Below are 16,154 nucleotides of genomic sequence, written 5' to 3' on the forward strand. Positions count from 1 at the left end.
CCTAAAAGGGCACCTTTTATCAGGTGCCCTTCAGTTTTTAGACAAAGTCATTTTTTAAAAGGCTGTAGTAATTAAACATTCTACAAAGTTTTGCGTCGAGATTTAAGGCTTCTATCTAAAAGGAAGAAGGGTACCGCTCTAATTCGCCGTCCATGGCTCAATAGAGCTTTCGGAACGTCCTGTTCCTCACCCCTTCTTCCTTTTATCTAATCAGCTCTTAAATCTATCTCCTCAACTTAATCGTATCTTTGTTTAATTACCACAGCTGATGATGACTTTGTCTATAGTTTGTCTTCAGTCTGAGGGCACCTTTTATTAGGTGCCCTTCAGTTTGCTTTAGTTTTTGAATAGAGATATTCATTTAACCCTTTTGCCACTAATATTGCCAATACCCCACCTATCAATGCAGTATAAAGCTGAGGGAGGGATAGGGCTTGAACTATAGGTGGAGGAACTTGAGGTATAAGCAATGGAACAACATACCTAATAGATAAGGCAAGAAAAAGGAACTTCCCAAAGGCAGCAAGTAAAATTCCTAAGAAGTTGGAAAAATAGCCTTGAAGATTATTAGATATAAAATAATAAATTGTTACCATGAAGATATTCCCTACCATTATAAAGGGTACTACAGGAAATAGTGGCATTATGCCAAAGGAAAAGGCAATTAAAGGTGTTAATGATCCAACTATTATAGCTGATGTCACACCAACCAACATTGTACTTAAGAATAACACAAAATTTACCAGAGGACCGACTACTGGTTGTGCAAAGGTTCTAAAATAGATTTGAAAAACTAATGCTAAAGCCAAAAAAATAGCTGTTCTAGTAATAAAAACAGTTTTTTTCACTAAAATTTTCCCCCCTTATTAAATCTAATAATGTATATGATTACTAATATTCCAATTATGAATAAAATTACCCTTAAAATTTGATTGTCAACAAAAAAAGTACTAGTAATAGCAAGGGATAACCCAAAAGCAATGATGAATAAAATCTTAGGGAAAAGGGGAATTTTTTTCCCTCTTTTATAATCTAATATGTATTTGCTAAAATACTTATTTTTCATCAACCAGTAGTAATGCTTTTTTGACCCTTTTCCATAAAAATATAAGGCTAAGAATAAAAAGGGAACGGTGGGAAAAATGGGGAGAAAAAGACCGATTATTCCGATAAGAACAAAAAAGGAACCTAAAAAAGTATAAAATTTTTTTAAAGTATAGACTTTAAATATCAATGAAATCACCCTTAATATAATATCCCATTTATTCTGATTCTAGAACCTGAACCATTTTATGGAAGGTCCAAATTTTCAAAAAACTATTGACTATTTAAAATAGATAAATTATTATAGAAAATAAGTTGTACTGTTTTTATAATTATTTACAAGGAGGTTGATGTTAGTGAAAAAACAAGCTACTATTTTACATGCACTTATCCCTATTCTTTTCTTGTTAGTAGTTTTATCAGTATCTATTTTCTACTTTGGCGCTGACCCCCATATCCCGTTAATCTTAGCTATCATTGTAGCTGCATTAGTCGCTAAATTTATGCTTAATTACAGTTGGGGAGAAATTGAAGAAGGTATATTAGATACTATTAGATTGGCAATGCAAGCGATCTTAATTTTAATGGTAATAGGTACCATAGTAGGAACTTGGATTTTAAGTGGAACTGTTCCTGCAATGATTTACTATGGTTTACAAATTCTTTCACCTAGTATTTTCTTACTAGCTGCTGCTTTAATTTGTGCTATTGTCTCCCTTTCAACGGGAAGTTCTTGGACCACTGCCGCTACTGTAGGTATCGCCCTAATGGGAGTAGGTAAAGGATTAGGAATCCCTGTGGGCATGGTAGCAGGGGCTATTGTTTCTGGAGCTTATTTCGGTGATAAATTATCTCCCCTTTCAGAAACCACCAACCTAGCACCTGCCATGGCCGGCAGTAACCTTTTCGACCATATTCGCAGTATGGCTTATACTACTTTACCTACCTTTGGTTTAGCTTTAATTCTTTATGGTATATTAGGAATTAGGTATGGCAGTGCTAATATGGATACAGGACAAATTCAAGCAATTACTACTGCCATTAGTGAAAATTTCAATATTTCCCCACTTTTAATAATCCCACCTATATTTGTTATAGTAATTGTAGTTTTAAAAATCCCTGCCCTTCCTGGATTAATTGCCGGTACTGTATTAGGTGGAATCTTTGCTGCTATTTTCCAAGGAGCTAGTTTGGCAGATATCATTGATGCCGCCCATTATGGTTTAGAAGTAGAAACCGGTATGGAATTAGTAGATAACTTACTAAGTCGTGGCGGTTTAGATGGTATGATGTGGACTGTATCCTTGATAATTTGTGCCTTATCCTTCGGTGGGGTATTAGAAAAAACAGGTATGCTCAAGGCCTTTGCAATGGGAATATTAAAAATTGCTAAATCTGTAGGTTCTCTAGTATTTGCAACTACCATTACTTCTATACTAGTAAATGCCCTTACTGCTGACCAATATCTAGCATTAGTGGTTCCAGGAAGAATGTACAAAGAAGCTTATAAAGAAAGAAATTTACCACCAGAATTATTATCAAGGACTTTAGAAGCAGGTGGTACTGTTACATCAGCTTTATTCCCATGGAATACTTGTGGTGCTTATATGATGGCTACATTAGGGGTTTCTCCTTTAGTATACGTCCCCTTTGCTTTCTTAAATATACTTGTACCTATAGTTAACATCGTATTTAGTTCTTTAGGAATTGGCTATAAAAAACCAACTGGGGAATAAATTATAAATCCATATTATAATAAAAAGCCTTATGTTCTAACTATTGAACATAAGGCTTTTTATATTTAAGCGGTGTATTTAACTATAATACTGTTATTTAAAACTCTAAAGGTAAATGACTCACTGATAAACAGCTTTACTTTTTTATTATCATGCCATTCATAACCGATACTAAAATCATGGCCTATAGTTAATTCTAAATCATTATGATTAAAAGGTAGTAATAAAGCTCCATCGATGTATTTACTATATACGATTTCTTTCCCTAGCAATTCTTCGATAATTTTCTTTAAAGGATAGCCATTGACTACTTGGTTTACTAAATTCCACACCTTTTCTCCTACTATTAAAGTATATGGCCCTTCCTCAAAAGCATCCCTTAATTTTAGGATTCCCTGGGAAATACCTTTTAAAATACTTTCAACATCTTCGCCTAATGAAATAGTTGTCTCAGCAACTTCCATTAAACCTTTAATGTTACCTTGGGGAAAACCATTATAAATAGCATTTTCTTCAAATTCCGCAATTTTCTTAGCTGCTTCTTCCAATGAAGTTAAATCTATATCTTTAGCTCCCCTTATGAAATTATCCATTTCCCAACGGTCTAACTCAAAGGTGAATCTAGTTTCTACCAATGGTTGGACTTCATAAAGTCCACTATTAGTTCCTTCGATCATCGTCAATCTTCCCGTTGCTAAGGCATTGTAATCCCAACCTTTAGGTCCTTGAACGTTGACAACTTTTCTAGCGGAAAGATTAGTCTTTAAAACTTGTGCTGCCCTTTCTTCTATCTCATCCCATACTTCCTTTGTAAGGGGTGCTAAATTTCTTTTTAAAACATCCATTTATATCCCTCCTTATTTCATATCACCAATCTTTAATTTTGTATCTAAATCATTGTCATGACCATTTCCATGGTCATCACCATGCTGTCCTACAATGGGACCTTCTTTGAATAATGTATTTCTCAATTCTTCATCCCATTTAGGCATATTTCTCCTTAACCATTCAATGGTCATGCAAGCATGTTCAATTTCTTCATCTCTGTTGTGTATTAAAATAGCTTTTAATTGTTCATCGGCTACTGTAGCAATCCTTTGATTATAATAATCTACTGCTTCTAATTCTTCTTTCAAGCTAGTTATTGCTTTAGAAATATCCCTAGTTTTGTCATCTAACAATTGATATGGCTCTTGATAGTTACTCATCTTTTCATACCCCCTGTTTTTTTTAATAATTATTACTAATAAAAGTATAGCACTTTTTCCATAATTAAACAAGTCTTTTGTTTAATTTTTTAAAATTAATTATAAAATTGGAGAAACTAATCGGGCGATGGATTCTTTTATTTTCATTCCTACACTTCTTTGATTGTATTTTTCTAAAGTTATCTCTTCACAGATCTCTAAATCAGCTAAATATATGTCTCTTAATTCACTAGCTGTTTTTTTGTCATAGATAAAAGCATTGATTTCAAAGTTTAATTTAAAACTCCGCACATCCATGTTAGTTGTACCTACAGATGCCACTTCTCCATCTACAACTATTGTTTTGCTATGGAGAAATCCACCTTTATATCTATAACATTTAGCTCCAGATTCCAACATTAATCCCAAATATGAATGGTTAGCTTCATAAACAAAGGGATGATCTGGTTTATCTGGTACCATAATTCTAACATCTACTCCAGCCATCGTAGCTATTTTTAATCCCTCTAATACTGTTTGGTCAGGAATAAAATATGGGGTTTGAATATAGATAAATTTTTGAGCACCATAAATCATCTTTAGAAATAAATACTTTATTTCTTCTTCTCGGGAGTCCGGTCCACTGGTAACTATTTGGACCTTCACTTTATCTATTATCTCTTTTTCAGGAAAATACCTTTGATAATAATCAACCTCTTCATTTGAAGCAAAGTTCCAATCCAGTAAAAAACGGTATTGCAATGTGTCTACACTTTCCCCTTCTAGCCTTAAATGGGTATCCCGCCAAAAACCAAATTCCGGTTTTTCCCCTAAGTACTCCTTTCCCACGTTAAAGCCACCAACATAACCTATTTTCCCATCTATTACCACGATTTTACGATGATTTCTATAATTGATATCTAAAAAAGAGGGGGCAAATTTTACCGCTTTACCTCCAGCTTTTATCAAGGGGTCAAAAAAATCCTTTGGGAGTTTTCTACAACCCATACTGTCATAAAGAACCCTAACAGTAACTCCTTCATAGGCCTTTTGAGTCAAAATCTCTAATAATTTACGACCTAAATGATCGTTTTTTATAATATAGTAATTTATATGGATATGGCAACGGGCTTTTTCTATATCCTCAAACAACCTTTGAAATTTAAGAACTCCTTTAGTAAAAATATCAACTTTATTATAACCTACAAAGGATGAGGGATGGCTTTTATAACCTACTTTAACCATTCTCCTGATATAAGGGGTATGGATTTGAAAAAGTGTTCTGTTTAAACTGGTACTATAATCACGGGAAAAGCGAAAATCAGCAATTTGTTTTTTACGATAAAGTTTTCTTTTACGGAAACGTAAACCAAAGAAAAGGTAAATTATAAATCCAATACCAGGAAGTAATGTTAATATTAGTACCCAAGCCCAAGTTGCAGTAGGGTCCCTTCTTTCTAAAAAAATTAATGTTATTGCAAATATTAGGTTTAAAATTGATACAATAGAAAAAATCAAATAAAATAAGTTCATTATTTTATCCCACCTTATAAATTGCTATATTCTAAGGTTTTGTGATATAATATATTTTGTTTATAAACTCTAAAGGAGAATGGGTATGATCAGTGAAATTTTATCTTCTTTAATCTTTATTTTTTTAGCAGAAATGGGTGATAAAACCCAATTATTAGCCTTAGCCTTCGCTACAAAATATAAGTTGTCTGCGGTGCTGACCGGTGTTTTCCTAGGTTCTTTATTAAATCATTCCCTTGCTGTAATTATCGGCCTATATTTAAGTAGTTTCATTCCCCTCAATATTATCAATATAGCCACTTCTTTTGCCTTTATAATTTTTGGTTTATGGACTTTAAAAATTGATGAAGGTGAAGAAGAGTGTTTAGAAGAAGGAAAGTGTCCACCAAAATTCCATCCAATATTAATAGTAGCATCTGCCTTTTTTTTAGGGGAAATTGGAGATAAAACCCAACTAACAGTTATTACTTTATCAACTTCAGCTAGATATCCCCTAGGTGTCCTTTTAGGAACAGTAACTGGAATGGTTATTACAAGTAGTATTGGAGTTTTCATTGGTAATAAGTTAGGTAAAAAAATACCAGAAAATATTATAAAGTTAATTAGTGGCCTAATTTTTATCCTTTTCGGCTTGATAAACCTTTATGAATTTTTACCTTCAAAGTATCTAACTTTACCAAATATCCTTTTTTCCCTCTCCATTATAATTTTAATAATCTATCCTTCTATTAAAAGAATCTTCCCTTTTCAAAAACAAAAACATTAGATTTATAAAGAACATAATTGACACTTATGATTTATCATAAAGGGAATTTTTATGAAATCCCTTTCTAAGCCATCATACATCAATACACTCCCTTGTAGGTTTGATTTAATACCTACAAGGTTTTTTATTACTTCTACAGATTGTAATACCCCAATAGTCCCTGGCAAAGAGCCTACTATCCCAATTTCCCTTTTTACAAAGTAGTCTTCCTTTTCTGGAACCATACAGCGATAACAAGGTGTTACTTTGGGAATAATATTTGTTACTTGTCCATAAAAGGTTTTAATTGCCCCTTCCACATAAGGGATATTTTCCCAATAACAACCATCATTTAAAATATACCGGCTAGGTATGTTATCTAAAGCACCGACAACGACTCCATAATCTTTGATTATTTCCTGGACATTTTCATCTGTAACCTTCAATTTATAAGGCACTATTTTAACATCTGGATAAAGGGATGATAGAAGTTTCTGAGCTGATTCAACTTTAGCAACCCCTATTTTAGATGTGGAATGGAGAATTTGTCTATTAAGATTACTCATCTCAACTTGATCATAGTCCACTAATCCAATTGTACCAATCCCCAACTTTGCTAAAGTTAATGTAACGGGAGAACCCAATCCACCTGTACCTACAACCAATACCTTTTTATCCCGTAAATTTAAATTACCTAAGTTAATCCTATTTTCTCCTAGTTCTAAATTTGAATCACTGGTTAAAAGATCAAAGGTAAATCCCCCGTGTAAAGAAACCCCTAAACCTATCACCTTCTTAATTACTTCAGTAGTCAAAATAGTTCCTAAAAAGTTACAAGAAAGGTTAAGGCCAATAGTATCCTCCTCTTTTTCAAAATCCTTAGCTTGGAATAAAATTCTTTCCACATCTTTTTGATTATTACATTCTTTAATGTAAACCCTCCAAGGTTGAGCTATAGCAATGATATAGGACCCTTCTTCTACTTTTTCTATTACTTCCTCAATAAAACTTCTATCTCCAACAATTATAGTTGTCGGTTTTTCATAATCTGATTTTATATAGTTTATAATCCCTTTAATTTCGATATTTAAACTGGGATTTAAGTCTTTAGCATGCTGGACTATACTATCTACATTAGAAACTTTACTTAAAAATAATGTAATATTATTTATTCCAACGGCAGCTAAATAAAGCAGGAGTAAATCGCAGTTTTCAATTTTTTCCGCCAATACTTCTACCTTTTCCTCCATAAGTTTTTTTTGTCCCTTTTCTCCTATCTGTGGAATAATAATCTGTCGGCGAAAACGATCCAATAAAATCCCCTCCCATGAAAACTTTGTTTATTTAAATATTCTGCATATAACGGAGTTTTCCTGCTTTAAGGAACAAAAGAGGTTGGCTCTAACCAACCTCTTTTTATCGTTGCCTTCTGGCAAAATCTACAAATCTGAATTTATCTGGTCTATGTCTAGATTCGGTGTATTGGAACAACCTGGCATCATCTAAATAAGTATGGCTCTTTACTACCACTACCATATCATAATTTTTTAAATCTAAAAGTCTTCTGTCTTCTTCTGTAGCCCTTTGAACAGTTATTTCCTTTTTAGCAAAACTGATCTGTAACCCTAAATTATTTTCTAAATAATCATATATAGAATCTTGGCAAATTTCTTTGGTCAAAGATGGGATAAAATCTTTGATAAAATAATCTTTATCTAAAATTATTTTTCGTCGATTGATTTCCCGGACCCGGATCACTTCCCAAATTTCTCTGCCATCTTCTATTTTAAGTTGTTCTGCTAAATACTCATCGGCAGGAATAATCTCTATTTTTTCCACATGGGTTTTCCATTCTTTACCCATCCTCTTGGCTAGTTCTTTAAAACTAGTAATTCCTGAAACAGGAAAATCAATTCTGTTTATATCTAAAGTAAAAGAACCCTTGCCTTTAATTTTTTGGATATAACCATTACTCTCCAAAAGGTTTAAAGCCTTCCGGACAGTATCCCGGGATACTCCATATATATCCATCATTTCATTTTCCGAAGGGAGTTTACTGTTTGCCCCCAATTTTCCCTTTTCAATTTTTCCCACAATATCGTTATAAATCATTAAATATTTACTATCCATTTCCATCACCGATGTCATTGTAACATTATTCACCTTTTTTTACAAGATGAAAAACCACCGATTCATAAGGCCTTAACGAAAATCTATCTGGATTTTTAGGGGGATTATCATAGTTGCTAATCAGCACCTTACTGTCATACCCTACAAATTCGTAACCTTGAGGTAGTTGAAATAGGGTTTCTTCTTTGTAGAAATTGTTTACTACTAACAATTTTTCCCCTTTCCAACTCCTCAAATAACTGAAAATTTTAGGATGTTCCTCTAAGATAGGAATAAAACTGCCATATGCAATAATATCCATTTCCTTTCTTAACCTAATGAGTTTTTGATAATAGTAAAAGATTGAGTCAGGATCCCTTAAAGCCTTGTCCACATTAATTTCTTTATAATTGGAATTTACTTCGATCCAAGGATTCCCTGTAGAAAAACCTCCATTTAAAGAATCATCCCACTGCATTGGGGTTCTTGAATTATCCCTGGATTTTCGCTGTAAAGTTTTAATAATATCTTTTTCATCTTTACCTTGTTCTTTTAATATCCCGTAATAATTTATCGATTCCACATCTCTATATTGATGAATTCTATCAAAATAAGGGTTTGTCATTCCGATTTCTTCACCTTGGTAAATGTAGGGTGTTCCCCTCAAAAGATGAATTGCAGTTGCCAACATCTTAGCTGATTCTTTCCAATATTCCTTGTCATCACCAAAGCGGGATACAATCCTGGGCTGATCGTGGTTGCACCAAAAAAGGGCACTCCAGCCATTCCCCCGTTCCATTTCCCGTTGCCAGTGATTTAGGATCCCTTTTAAAGCAAGGAAATCAAAGTCTTGATCTGACCATTTATCCCCATTTTTATAGTCTACTTTTAGGTGATGGAAATTAAAAACCATAGATAATTCTTTTTCTTCGGGATTTGAATATTTTATACAGTGTTCTACCGTTGTTGAAGACATCTCCCCAACAGTTACTATATCATCCCTTTTCCCAAAGGTATTTGCATTTAATTCTTTAAGATACTGATGGATTTTAGGTCCATCGGTGTAAAACCTTCGACCATCCCCTAGATGGTCATCTTCCATTTTTTCTGGTTTTGAGATCAAGTTTATTACATCAAACCTAAACCCTTTAACCCCTTTATCTATCCAAAAATTTACTATATCATAAATTTCCTTTCTCACTTCTATGTTTTCCCAATTCAAATCTGCTTGGGAAACATCAAAGAGGTGTAGATAATATTGGTTATATTGAGGTACATACTCCCATGCTGAACCTCCAAACTTAGATAACCAGTTAGTCGGTTCCTTACCATCTTTAGGATCTCTAAAAATATAATATTCCTTATACCTCTTATCACCTTGTAAAGCCCTTTGGAACCACTGGTGTTCTGTAGATGTATGGTTAAAAACCATGTCCAACATTATCCCAATACCCCGCTTATCTCCTTCTTGGATCAGTTCTTCCAAATCCTCCATAGTACCAAATTTCGGATCCACAGAGCGATAGTCAGCAACATCATATCCATTATCTTTCTGGGGCGAAATATAAAAGGGAGTTAACCAAATATAATCTACACCTAAAAATTTGAGATAGTCTAATTTTTGAGTTACACCTTTTAAGTCACCTAAACCATCACCATTTGTATCTTTAAAGGATTTAGGATAAATTTGATAGATAACACTTTTCTTAAAGTCTGTCATTAAAATCTACTCCTTCTTATAATCTTATACCCCTTACTTCTACCTTTTTTACTTGGACTAATTAGTTGGTTTGTTGTACTTAAATGGTGATGTTTTTAAAGGGGGAAAATCCCCCTTTAAATCAACTAATAATTTATGAAGCTATGCTTTTTGTATTTTTTACAAACAAGTTGTTTTTTGAGAAAACTACTGTTAATGTAAAGGGTACAACTATTGCTATCAACATTGCAACGGCAAATCGTAACATGAATTGAGGTTGGATTGATAAAATTCCTGGTAATCCTCCAACACCTATAGAATTAGCCATAACCCCAGTAGCTACTGAAAATACCCCTGCTAAGGCAGAACCAATCATAGCTGCAAAGAATGGATAAACATATTTTAAGTTAATACCAAACATTGCCGGTTCTGTAACACCTAAATAACAAGAAATTGTAGCAGGAATTGAAACTTGTTTTTCCTCTTCTTTTTCTGGTTTATTGCGGTTTATAAAGATTATAGCTAAAACAGCAGAACCTTGAGCTATGTTAGATAGAGCTATCATTGGCCATAGATTAGTACCACCAAATTCACTCATCAACTGTAAATCAATGGCATTGGTCATATGATGTAATCCGGTAATTACTAATGGGGCATAGAAGAAACCAAATACTGCAGCAAATAGCCAGCCAACGGCAGAAGTTAAACCTGAATAAACTACGTTAGAAATTACAGAACCTATTCTCCAACCGATGGGTCCTACTACCACATGGGCAATTAGAACAGTTGGAACTAAAGCAAAGAAAGGAACTACTATCATTGAAATATATTCTGGAGTAATTTTGCGGATTTTAATTTCTAAATAACTTAAGATAAATCCAGCTAACATAGCAGGAATTACTTGAGCTTGATAACCTATCATTTTAATTTGAGTAAAGCCAAAATCCCAAACAGGAGGTTCAGCACCACCGGCTACTGCATAGGCATTTAAAAGTTGTGGGGATACTAATGTAATACCTAAGACAATACCCAAAATTTGTGTTGTCCCCATTTTTTTAGCAATAGACCAAGTAATACCTACCGGTAAGAAGAAGAATATTGCTTCACCAATCAACCAGAGGAAATGGTGAACTCCAGCCCAAAACTGGGAAACTTCTGTTAATGTTTTACTACCATCTTCAAAAAAGGCAATATCACCGATAACATTTCTAAAACCTAAAATCAAACCACCGACAACTATAGCTGGTATAATAGGTGCAAATATCTCCGCTAAGTGAGAAATTAACCTTTGTAGAAAATTCATATTTTGTCTTCCAGCTTTTTTCGCTTCTTCTTTACTACTTTCTTTAAGACCTGTTTCTTTAATTAGCTCATTGTAAAAAACTGAAACTTCGTTTCCAATTATAACTTGGAACTGTCCTGCTTGGGTAAAGGTACCCCTAACAGATTTAATCTTTTCGATCTTCCCTACATCGGCTTTTTTCGGATCAGCTAAAACAAAACGTAAACGGGTGGCACAGTGGGATACTGTTACAATATTTTCCTTACCACCAACACCTTCTAACAATTCTCTGATGTCATTAGAGAATTTTCCCATAAAGATAGACCTCCCTTTTTTTAATAAAACACAGAACTTGTACGTACAAGATACCTTTAATGTCATTATAACCTGTACGTACATGTTTTGTCAAGGGAGTTTTTATTAATTTATAAAATAATTTTATTTTTTCTTACATTTCTGTTTTGATTCAACCCTCTATAATAAAGGAAAATCCTTTTATTTGTTTTATTGCACTTTCAATAAATCTATAATATAATTAAATATTGTTTAAAGATTGTTTCCACTTTAACTATAGAAAGGAAAGGTTATAATGAAGCTGGGAATTGTAGGATTGCCAAATGTAGGGAAAAGTACCCTTTTTAATGCCATAACCCAAGCAGGTGCAGAGTCAGCTAACTATCCCTTTTGTACCATTGAGCCAAATGTAGGGGTAGTTCCTGTTCCTGACGAAAGATTAGAAGTTCTAGCAAAAATCTATGATTCTAAAAAAATAGTCCCTGCTACTATAGAATTTTATGATATTGCAGGCCTTGTAAGGGGAGCTAGTAAAGGGGAAGGTCTAGGAAATAAATTTTTATCCCATATCAGGGAAGTTGAAGCTATCGTCCATGTAGTACGATGTTTCGAAAATACCAATGTCGTCCATGTAGATGGCAGTGTTGACCCTTTAAGGGATATCGAAACAATAAATTTAGAACTAATATTTTCTGATTTAGAAATCCTGGAAAAACGTTTAGCAAAGGTTCAAAAATTGCTTAAAGGGGACAAATCCTACGGAGAAGAAATAAACTTAATACAGCGGATAATGGAAGTTCTACAGAGCGGAAAATCTGCTAGAGTTTTAGATCTATCTAAGGAAGAAAAAGAATTGATAAAAACCTTTAATTTGTTAAGTACCAAACCAGTTATTTATGTCGCCAATGTTTCTGAAGACGATCTCCTAGATGAAGGTGCAAATAATCCCCATGTTCAAAAGGTAAGGGAATTTGCTAAGACTGAAGAAGCTGAGGTAGTAGTAATTAGTGCCCAAATAGAAGAAGAAATTTCATCACTACCCCCTGAAGAAAAAAGTGAATTCTTAAAGGAATTAGGAATTGAAAAATCCGGCCTTGATAAACTTATTCAAGCTAGCTATAAATTGTTAGGACTTATGAGCTTCTTAACAGCTGGTCCTATGGAAACTAGAGCTTGGACTATCAAAATTGGAACACCTGCTCCCCAAGCTGCCGGTAAAATTCACTCTGATATAGAGAGGGGCTTTATCAAAGCAGAGGTAATCTCCTTTGAGGATTTAATGGCCCATGGAGGTAATATGGCCACTGCTAGAGAAAAAGGGTTAGTCCGCATAGAAGGAAAAGAATATATTATGAAAGATGGAGATGTCGTACATTTCCGCTTCAATGTATAAAGATAACCGCCTAAAAAAGGGCGGTTTTATTTTATAAAAAACTTAACGATATAGATACCTGCTAAAAGTACAGGCTGATGAATTAAATATATCCATAATGATTTTTGGCTAATTAAAGATATTAATGAATTATGGAGGGAAAAAGGAAAGATACTTTTTTTTCGATAATAGTATATTTTATATGCTAGTATTCCTAAAATAAAATAAGCTAAATAGGGAATTAGGGGGTAATAATCCATTGAGCTATAACCTCTATACATCACTCCTAATGGTAATAATAAACCATTTTCCCATAAAACACCCTTTATCGGGTTATAGGCAATAACCCCAGCTAACACTACTAAGAGAAAATTATTTATCTTCAACAGAAAAGGAGAAATTAACATACTAATCCCTAAGAAGTGGAGGATCCCAAACCTCACATAATTTTGGGGAAATAAAATATAAGTAACTATAGTAATAACCATACCCCAAAGGAATACCTTAACTCCCCTTTTATAATTTTCTTTACTTAGACCACTACTTATACCCGATACAAACATAAACAAAAGTGCGGCAGTTTTACCTACCTCTTTCCAAGGTGAAAGGTTATAATCAATATCTATATTGGCAAACTCTTTTAAATCATAGACAAAATGAAAGATCACCATTAAAGTTATAGCTAAAAATCTCAAAAAATCAATTTCCCAAATTCTTTTTCCCATAAAAATTCCACCTTTTTTTCAAATACCCCTAATCCAATAATGAATTAGGGGTTTATTTTATACAGCTAAATTCCTTTTATTAAAGAGCCAAATAGCTGCCAAGTAAAAAGCTACCGCAATAATTAACAAAATACTTATAGCAATAATAGTAAAGGAACTACCTTCTACAATTTCTTGGGGATTTAATAATGTAAATATGGTGAAGTACTTTAAAAATTCAGTTTTTTCTCCAACATTAGCTAACATATTGATGACAAAGAAGGCTATAGGTATCCCTGCTCCAAAACTTAGTGATTGTTTTGTATCACTGGCTATAGCTGAGAAAAAGAAGACGATTCCACTTAAAGCATAAAAAGTAAACATAGTAACTATATTCAATAAAATAAAAGAAAATATTTCTAAATGTCCTGGCAAAAAAATTTCACTGATAATAATTCCATATACTGTGACGATGAAAAAGATTAAAGTAATACTTGCCAGAAAATAGAAAGCTTGAGTTATTATAATTTTTAAACGGGAGTTAGGTGTTGATAAAAGATAGGCCATTGAACCACTATCTATATGTTTTGCAATTAACCTGTTCCCTACAACTATTATATAAATCATTGGAAATAAAATAGCTATAAAATTGTAATAAGAATTAGCCATATAAGTGGTATAAGTATCGCCAAAGTTATCAAAACCCATGGCTGCAATAAGTTCTTTAGGCATTGCTTCTAACATAGCAATTAATCCTTCTAAACTTTCAGGGTCAAACATCGATGATAAAACAGTAAAATACATAAACATCACAAGTAAAATAATTAAACCTACTACCCAATTGGCCTTAAGGTTTGCTTTTAGTAATGGAAAAACCACAATTATTCCCCCTTCCCATAATATTTCATAAATACCTGTTCTAAACTTTGATGTAACACATCTAAACCTACTACTTGGCATTTTCCTAACGTTTCAATAAATTGTTTATAGTTAGATGTAACAACAATTTCACATTCCAAACCATTGATTTTGCTAATTTCTAAACCACTTTCCTGCAAAGTAAGTATATCTGAATCTCCCGCTACTGTGACAATAAAGATTTTTCTGAGGGATTGTTTAATTGAGCTTACTTCTTCAATAGCTACTATCCGCCCTTCTCTAATAACCCCAACCCTATCTGATGTCCTTTCTATTTCTTCAAAAATATGGGAAGACATCAGTATTGTTTTTCCCCGTTTTTTTTCTTCATTGATTAAGTCTATAAAATTCTTTTGCATTAAAGGATCTAAACCACTGGTCGGTTCATCTAAGATATAGACTTTGGGGTCATGCATAAAAGCAGCAATAATGGCCAGTTTTTGTTTCATCCCTTTAGACATTTTCCGTATTTTACCTTTAGGGTCTAACTCAAACCTGTCGATCAAATTTTTCTTTAACTTTTCATCTTTAATTCCCCTCATGTCAGCCATAAAATTTAAAAATTCTGTACCGGTCATGTTGTCAAAAAAAGCGATTTCTCCAGGAAGATAACCTACGATCCTTTGAATTTCTTCACTTTCCTTTCTACAATCTAAACCTGCAATTGTACAACTCCCTTTGTCAGCATTGGTAAAACCCATCAACTGACGGATAGTAGTGGTTTTTCCCGCCCCGTTAGGACCGAGGTAGCCAAAGACTTCCCCTTCATTAACTGTAAAGTTTAAATCAAAAACCCCTTTGCCACTCCGGTAAGTCTTTGTAAGATTCTCCACTTTAATTACAGCCATTTTCCATCCCTCCATTAACTTACTATTTATATAAGGCTTTTTTTAGAATAGCCAAATAATCCTCAAACTGGTCTAAAAAAATTTGATGATTAATATCTTGAACTTTTTGGGCTTTAACATATTCTCTCATAAATTTATTTGAAATCCCCTCAATAGTCCAAATTATGATCTCTATTCCCTGTTGTGGGTTTATATCATCTTTAAATTTTGTTAAATCAAGGCCTGAAAACATTTTTTCATAAGCTTTTTGGCTAAATTGTGCTAATTTCTTTTTAGTTTCCCTTTTAATATCTTCTTCATCTTTTTCACTTATAGTTATAAGGAAGTTAAAAAGGTCAGGGTTTTTCTTTAAAAGTTCCATTTTCATTAAAGTGTTTTCCCTTAACCTGACAAAAACATCAGCATCTAAGTTAATCTTTTCCAATAATTCCTCACTAATTTTGATAGCATAGTCTAATAGAAACTCAAAAAACTTCTTCTTTGTCCCAAAATAGTGAAACAATAGTCCTTTTGAAATCCCTGCCTCTTGTACTATATTATCAGTTCGAGCATTTTTATACCCATTAAGACCAAATTCTTTAAGCCCAGCATTGATTATTCTAGTTCTTTTTTCTTCATCTAAGCTGTGAAATTTTTCTAACATTTCGCTACCTCCATTGACTATATTGGTCAATACTTTAGTA

The 16,154-nt window shown here is 33.3% G+C and carries 16 protein-coding genes; 3 read left to right on the forward strand and 13 right to left on the reverse strand.

Going from position 1 to position 16,154, the window contains the following annotated elements; genetic code table 11:
- Positions 1-326: 326 nt before the first annotated feature.
- Together BMX60_RS05385 and BMX60_RS12465 are read right to left on the reverse strand one after the other, a co-directional pair.
- Entirely contained in the window at positions 327-848 is a 522-nt protein-coding gene (locus BMX60_RS05385) for an ECF transporter S component (protein ID WP_242945715.1), read from the reverse strand.
- Positions 848-1,243 (reverse strand): YbaN family protein, encoded by a 396-nt coding sequence (locus tag BMX60_RS12465; RefSeq protein ID WP_423230155.1) that lies wholly within the window; start codon positions 1,241-1,243, stop codon positions 848-850. The genes BMX60_RS05385 and BMX60_RS12465 overlap by 1 nt, the downstream gene beginning before the upstream one ends.
- Positions 1,244-1,394: 151 nt before the next feature.
- Between BMX60_RS12465 and nhaC the strand changes: the two genes are divergently transcribed.
- The gene (gene nhaC / locus BMX60_RS05395; protein ID WP_091350033.1) at positions 1,395-2,780 is read left to right on the forward strand and encodes a Na+/H+ antiporter NhaC; all 1,386 of its coding nucleotides are present in this window, start codon (positions 1,395-1,397) and stop codon (positions 2,778-2,780) included.
- A gap of 65 nt (positions 2,781-2,845) precedes the next feature.
- On the opposite strand, the gene BMX60_RS05400 is transcribed toward nhaC, so the two are convergent.
- The 3 genes from BMX60_RS05400 to cls form a co-directional block, all read right to left on the reverse strand.
- The gene (locus BMX60_RS05400) at positions 2,846-3,625 is read right to left on the reverse strand and encodes a family 1 encapsulin nanocompartment shell protein (RefSeq protein ID WP_091350036.1); all 780 of its coding nucleotides are present in this window, start codon (positions 3,623-3,625) and stop codon (positions 2,846-2,848) included.
- 12 nt (positions 3,626-3,637) lie between these two features.
- On the reverse strand, positions 3,638-3,988 hold the full coding sequence (locus BMX60_RS05405; protein ID WP_091350039.1) for an encapsulin-associated ferritin-like protein: 351 nt from the start codon (positions 3,986-3,988) through the stop codon (positions 3,638-3,640).
- A gap of 99 nt (positions 3,989-4,087) precedes the next feature.
- Positions 4,088-5,500, reverse strand: coding sequence for a cardiolipin synthase (gene cls / locus BMX60_RS05410; RefSeq protein ID WP_091350040.1), 1,413 nt, complete (start codon positions 5,498-5,500; stop codon positions 4,088-4,090).
- Between the two features lie 85 nt (positions 5,501-5,585).
- Here cls and BMX60_RS05415 point away from each other — a divergent pair, with 85 nt between their 5' ends.
- A complete protein-coding gene (locus BMX60_RS05415; RefSeq protein ID WP_177159713.1) occupies positions 5,586-6,266 on the forward strand; it encodes a TMEM165/GDT1 family protein in 681 nt (226 codons plus the stop codon).
- A 2-nt stretch (positions 6,267-6,268) separates the two neighbouring features.
- Here the strand turns inward: BMX60_RS05415 and BMX60_RS05420 are convergent, their stop codons facing one another.
- The 4 genes from BMX60_RS05420 to treP all read right to left on the reverse strand — a co-directional run bounded on the left by BMX60_RS05420 (position 6,269) and on the right by treP (position 11,650).
- On the reverse strand, positions 6,269-7,558 hold the full coding sequence (locus tag BMX60_RS05420; RefSeq protein WP_091350045.1) for a HesA/MoeB/ThiF family protein: 1,290 nt from the start codon (positions 7,556-7,558) through the stop codon (positions 6,269-6,271).
- Positions 7,559-7,661: 103 nt separating this feature from the next.
- On the reverse strand, positions 7,662-8,375 hold the full coding sequence (gene treR / locus BMX60_RS05425) for a trehalose operon repressor (RefSeq protein WP_091350101.1): 714 nt from the start codon (positions 8,373-8,375) through the stop codon (positions 7,662-7,664).
- A gap of 25 nt (positions 8,376-8,400) precedes the next feature.
- Entirely contained in the window at positions 8,401-10,074 is a 1,674-nt protein-coding gene (gene treC / locus BMX60_RS05430; protein WP_091350048.1) for an alpha,alpha-phosphotrehalase, read from the reverse strand.
- 133 nt (positions 10,075-10,207) lie between these two features.
- Positions 10,208-11,650: a PTS system trehalose-specific EIIBC component gene (treP, locus tag BMX60_RS05435; RefSeq protein WP_091350050.1), complete on the reverse strand. Its 1,443-nt coding sequence runs from the start codon at positions 11,648-11,650 to the stop codon at positions 10,208-10,210.
- 274 nt (positions 11,651-11,924) lie between these two features.
- Between treP and ychF the strand changes: the two genes are divergently transcribed.
- Entirely contained in the window at positions 11,925-13,022 is a 1,098-nt protein-coding gene (ychF, locus tag BMX60_RS05440) for a redox-regulated ATPase YchF (protein WP_091350052.1), read from the forward strand.
- Positions 13,023-13,048: 26 nt separating this feature from the next.
- On the opposite strand, the gene BMX60_RS05445 is transcribed toward ychF, so the two are convergent.
- From BMX60_RS05445 to BMX60_RS05460, 4 genes are read right to left on the reverse strand one after another with little or no spacing between them, the layout of a single operon-like run.
- A complete protein-coding gene (locus BMX60_RS05445) occupies positions 13,049-13,726 on the reverse strand; it encodes a heparan-alpha-glucosaminide N-acetyltransferase (RefSeq protein WP_091350055.1) in 678 nt (225 codons plus the stop codon).
- Positions 13,727-13,783: 57 nt separating this feature from the next.
- Positions 13,784-14,584: an ABC transporter permease subunit gene (locus tag BMX60_RS05450; protein ID WP_177159714.1), complete on the reverse strand. Its 801-nt coding sequence runs from the start codon at positions 14,582-14,584 to the stop codon at positions 13,784-13,786.
- Between the two features lie 2 nt (positions 14,585-14,586).
- Entirely contained in the window at positions 14,587-15,471 is an 885-nt protein-coding gene (locus tag BMX60_RS05455) for an ABC transporter ATP-binding protein (protein WP_091350059.1), read from the reverse strand.
- A 22-nt stretch (positions 15,472-15,493) separates the two neighbouring features.
- Positions 15,494-16,114 (reverse strand): TetR/AcrR family transcriptional regulator, encoded by a 621-nt coding sequence (locus tag BMX60_RS05460; protein ID WP_091350061.1) that lies wholly within the window; start codon positions 16,112-16,114, stop codon positions 15,494-15,496.
- Between the last annotated feature and the right edge of the window lie 40 nt (positions 16,115-16,154).

Source organism: Anaerobranca gottschalkii DSM 13577 (genome assembly GCF_900111575.1).
Classification (GTDB): domain Bacteria; phylum Bacillota; class Proteinivoracia; order Proteinivoracales; family Proteinivoracaceae; genus Anaerobranca; species Anaerobranca gottschalkii.

What these genes read in the sequence shown, in the direction of transcription:
- nhaC (WP_091350033.1), top strand. Translation starts at nt 1,395, where the DNA reads ATGTTAGTGAAAAAACAAGCTACTATTTTACATGCACTTATCCCTATT.
- treR (WP_091350101.1), bottom strand. Translation starts at nt 8,375, where the DNA reads ATGGATAGTAAATATTTAATGATTTATAACGATATTGTGGGAAAAATT.
- treC (WP_091350048.1), bottom strand. Translation starts at nt 10,074, where the DNA reads ATGACAGACTTTAAGAAAAGTGTTATCTATCAAATTTATCCTAAATCC.
- BMX60_RS05400 (WP_091350036.1), bottom strand. Translation starts at nt 3,625, where the DNA reads ATGGATGTTTTAAAAAGAAATTTAGCACCCCTTACAAAGGAAGTATGG.
- BMX60_RS05405 (WP_091350039.1), bottom strand. Translation starts at nt 3,988, where the DNA reads ATGAGTAACTATCAAGAGCCATATCAATTGTTAGATGACAAAACTAGG.
- cls (WP_091350040.1), bottom strand. Translation starts at nt 5,500, where the DNA reads ATGAACTTATTTTATTTGATTTTTTCTATTGTATCAATTTTAAACCTA.
- BMX60_RS05445 (WP_091350055.1), bottom strand. Translation starts at nt 13,726, where the DNA reads ATGGGAAAAAGAATTTGGGAAATTGATTTTTTGAGATTTTTAGCTATA.
- ychF (WP_091350052.1), top strand. Translation starts at nt 11,925, where the DNA reads ATGAAGCTGGGAATTGTAGGATTGCCAAATGTAGGGAAAAGTACCCTT.
- BMX60_RS05460 (WP_091350061.1), bottom strand. Translation starts at nt 16,114, where the DNA reads ATGTTAGAAAAATTTCACAGCTTAGATGAAGAAAAAAGAACTAGAATA.
- BMX60_RS05415 (WP_177159713.1), top strand. Translation starts at nt 5,586, where the DNA reads ATGATCAGTGAAATTTTATCTTCTTTAATCTTTATTTTTTTAGCAGAA.
- BMX60_RS05455 (WP_091350059.1), bottom strand. Translation starts at nt 15,471, where the DNA reads ATGGCTGTAATTAAAGTGGAGAATCTTACAAAGACTTACCGGAGTGGC.
- treP (WP_091350050.1), bottom strand. Translation starts at nt 11,650, where the DNA reads ATGGGAAAATTCTCTAATGACATCAGAGAATTGTTAGAAGGTGTTGGT.